Origin of the sequence: Allobosea spartocytisi, assembly GCF_014764685.1 — a bacterium.
Classification (GTDB): domain Bacteria; phylum Pseudomonadota; class Alphaproteobacteria; order Rhizobiales; family Beijerinckiaceae; genus Allobosea; species Allobosea spartocytisi.
The window spans coordinates 1-3,471 of sequence record NZ_JACXWY010000055.1 but is presented as its reverse complement, the minus strand read 5'-3'; the positions used below and the strand labels follow the sequence as shown (position 1 = coordinate 3,471).

Annotated in this window: 4 protein-coding genes; 3 read left to right on the top strand and 1 reads right to left on the bottom strand. The window is 59.0% G+C overall.

Translation table 11 applies throughout. The features are described from left to right. The 3 genes from IED13_RS28435 to IED13_RS28425 all read left to right on the top strand — a co-directional run. Nucleotides 1-526: MFS transporter (locus IED13_RS28435; RefSeq protein ID WP_465248653.1), on the top strand; the 526-nt coding region annotated here is incomplete at its 5' end. A 688-nt stretch (nt 527-1,214) separates the two neighbouring features. Next, nucleotides 1,215-2,390, top strand: a complete 1,176-nt coding sequence (gene metB / locus IED13_RS28430) for a cystathionine gamma-synthase (RefSeq protein WP_191126129.1) — start codon at nt 1,215-1,217, stop codon at nt 2,388-2,390. A 131-nt stretch (nt 2,391-2,521) separates the two neighbouring features. Further along, on the top strand, nt 2,522-3,250 hold the full coding sequence (locus tag IED13_RS28425) for a helix-turn-helix transcriptional regulator (protein ID WP_210323793.1): 729 nt from the start codon (nt 2,522-2,524) through the stop codon (nt 3,248-3,250). Nucleotides 3,251-3,255: 5 nt separating this feature from the next. Here IED13_RS28425 and IED13_RS28420 read toward each other — a convergent pair. Beyond that, on the bottom strand, nt 3,256-3,471 hold a 216-nt coding region (locus tag IED13_RS28420; protein ID WP_210323792.1), incomplete at its 5' end, for a hypothetical protein.

Genomic DNA, 3,471 nt, shown 5'->3' with positions numbered 1-3,471 from the left:
GGCCAGTTTTGCTCTCTTTCACATGGTGACGGTGTTTCCTCTCTCTTGGGTGCATCTGTTCACGAGTGAAAGCAGCGCAAGCTTTCTGCAACTCGAGATGGCAGGCTGCGTCGTGGCAATGGTCGCGATCGCGGCGTCTGGCGCCATCGCGGACCGCATTGGCCGCAGATTGCTCTTGGCACTTTCGGCTGGGGCGATCGCGCTTTTCAGCATTTTCGCACCTATGCTTCTCGCCGCCGGCGACCGCGGCGAGGTGATTTTCATGACGCTGGGTTTCGCACTGCTTGGCTTATCGTTCGGCCAAGCCGCTGGCGCGGTGACCGAGAATTTCCGGCCGCGATATCGATACACCGGTGCAGCGCTGACCTCCGATCTAGCATGGCTCATTGGAGCCGGCTTTGCCCCGTTGGTCGGCTTGGCTCTGGCAAGTTACTTCGGCCTGATCGCATCGGGCGCCTATCTTTTCTCAGGCGCCGTCGGGACCCTAGTCGCTCTGTTGTTGAATAGACGGCCTGCCTCGACCTGACCGACGCAGCGCCATGCTGAGCAAAACTTCATCTTGAGCGCTACGAGGAAATCTCGGCTGGGCCACGTTCCCAGCACTTGCCTTTAACCCGCCGGCACCTGCGACTGTTTGCGGTGCGCGGATCCGCACTTGATCGGCTCGAAGACGTGCGGCAGCGAAAGGAGCATACGACGCGGTATTTCCTGTCGTCGCCCTCATGGCTGTATCGACAGCGTTGACAGGCTCGCGGGGTCGGCACCCGATGAACTGACGTTATAAGACTTGCCTTATGGTGGTTATCCGAAATCGTTCTTTGACATGATGCCACGATCGGCCGATTAGTTAAGGTGGTAGCCACGCTTGCCTACATTTCCTGGCCTGCTGCTGGGGCTATTCTTCGAGATAGCAGGAGGACTGTAAGTTAGGAGGCTATTTCGTTGTCACAGCCTGATCCGCTTCGGCCTGCGCCATGGTGGTGCCCTTTCCGGCGCTGGTGGCCCATCGCCCTAACACTCATGTGTGCTGGCGGCACGCAGATAATCTATTGGCTCATCGAGAGCGAAATCGTCAGTTCGAGGACTGTTACGGTAGCGGCCTTTATTGTGGTGCCAATAGCCACATTCATTCTCGCTGCCGACGGCCCGAGGACTTTCGTACGCCAGCATTCGTGCCGGCATCGTACGCGAACTGACAGAAGGTAATCCGCTCAATGGTTGAAAAGCCCATCGCGACCGGCCGCGCCATGCCGACGATCGCCGCTGCGCACGGCGTCGCAACAGATTCTGCTTTTGGCGCAGTGGTTCCCCCCATCTATTTGTCGAGCACTTACGAGTTTGCCGGCTATGACAAGCCACGCGCTTATGATTATGGCCGCTCCGGAAATCCAACTCGAGATCTGCTGGCGGAAACACTCGCAAAGCTCGAGGGCGGCGCCGGAGCGATCATCACATCAAGCGGCATGGCTGCCTTCGATCTGCTCGTTGGCCGCTTGCGTCCGACCGATCTGGTCTTAGCGCCGCATGATTGCTACGGCGGAACCATACGACTTCTCAAGGCGCGCGCCGAGCGCGGACAGATCAAGCTGCGGCTCGTCGACCAGGGTGATCATGCAGCCTTCGCCGACGCTCTGACGGATAAACCGGCGCTAGTGCTGATTGAGACGCCCAGCAATCCGTTGATGCGGGTTGTCGACATTGCCGCGCTATCGGCGAAATCTAGGGCCGTCGGCGCCGCGGTTGCGGTTGACAACACGTTTCTGTCGCCGGCCATCCAGCGACCGATCGCGCTCGGCGCCGATTATGTCATCCATTCCACGACAAAATATCTAAACGGGCATTCGGATGTTATCGGAGGCGCTGTTGTTGCGGCCGATCCCGCACAGGTGGCAGAGTTGCGCCACTGGGCTAATGTCGTCGGAAGCAGCGGGGCACCGTTCGATGCGTGGCTTACCTTACGGGGCGTCCGCACTTTGTTTGCGCGGGTGGATCAGCAGCAGCGAACCGCAATTTCGATAGCCACCTACCTTGAGGCGCATCCGGCCGTGGCGAGGGTTCACTACCCCGGCCTCGCTTCTGATCCTGGTCATGCCCTGGCGACACGTCAACAATCCGGATATGGCGCAATGCTCAGCTTCGAATTGGCAGGCGGTGTCGGCGCCGTTCAAAGTTTCATCGGCGCTGTCCAGATCGTTACCCTCGCGGAATCGCTGGGTGGCGTCGAGAGTCTCATTTCGCATCCCGCGACCATGACCCATGCGGACATGGGCGCAGAAGCAAGAGCCGCCGCTGGAATTAGTGATGGGCTGTTGAGGCTCTCAGTCGGATTAGAGGCAGAGCAGGACCTGATCCGAGGGCTTGAGCAGGGGCTAAACGCATGTAGTGCGTAGACCGACAAACCTCGCACGCACGTATGAGCGGGCTCGCCCGCCGGCCCAAGGGCAATCCCGGAAAGGATCACAGAAGGAAGCGGCTGCCGCGCGGCTCGTCATTCATATGCTAAGGGGGGAGCCTCACGCACTTGCCGGATCGATTCAGCAAAACACTCCGCTTTATCGACGCCGTGGAGCAAACGCGAACGACGGCAGAAGTCGAAGATTGCCTGTTAGTCCTGGCCGCGGAATTTGGCTTCACTGGTCTTTTTGGCGGCCTCGTGCCGACGCGGCCGGTCCATGTGTCCGAGATTCCGTCGCGCATCCTTTTTCAGCGATATCCGACCGAATGGGCTGCCCGCTACAACGGCAAAGGTTACATCTTTATCGATCCTGTTGTGCAGCGGCTCTCATATGAGCGCAATCCGTTCACATGGCGTGAAAGCTATGAGACGTGCACGCAAGAGAAACACGTGCAGCTCATACGAGGTGAGGCAACAGAGTTTGGACTGTATGACGGTTATGTTGTGCCAATCTCGACGATCGACGGCGACATAGCCGCGCTGTCATTCGGTGGTCCAGGGGCAATTCCGGCTTCTGCGGATCTGTCTGTCCTCAACTTTGCCGCCAGCTATGCGATCGGCCGTCGCCTACATCACCTGGCAGCCGCCCGACGCCCGGCACCAGATCTGACACCTCGCGAATGGGATTGCCTGTTGTGGGCGGGTGAGGGAAAGACCGATTGGGAAATCTCGGTCATACTCGGCATTTCCCGGTCTACTGTGATTAAGCACATTACCTCGGCCCGAGAGAAACTCGGTGCAGTCAACCGAGCCCATGCCATTGCAACGGCAATCCGGACAAAACTCCTGCGCTAGAGCCACTAACGCATTTTCTGTCCTTTGATCGACTGAGACGCCTTCTCCGCCTCCAACTCCCGCACGACTTTCTCCTGTTCTGCTCGAAGCTTCGCCAACGCATCGGTTTGTATCAGGGATTCCGGCACGATCCGCGCCGGATGTTCGGCAATCGATCTCGCTGCCTCTGCCGCTGCTGCGGCTTCCCGAGCTTCACGCGCGGCTGACTGTTGCGCGTCTTC

Bases quoted from the DNA above. Each gene is read 5' to 3' on its own strand.
- metB (WP_191126129.1), top strand. From the start codon at position 1,215: ATGGTTGAAAAGCCCATCGCGACCGGCCGCGCCATGCCGACGATCGCC.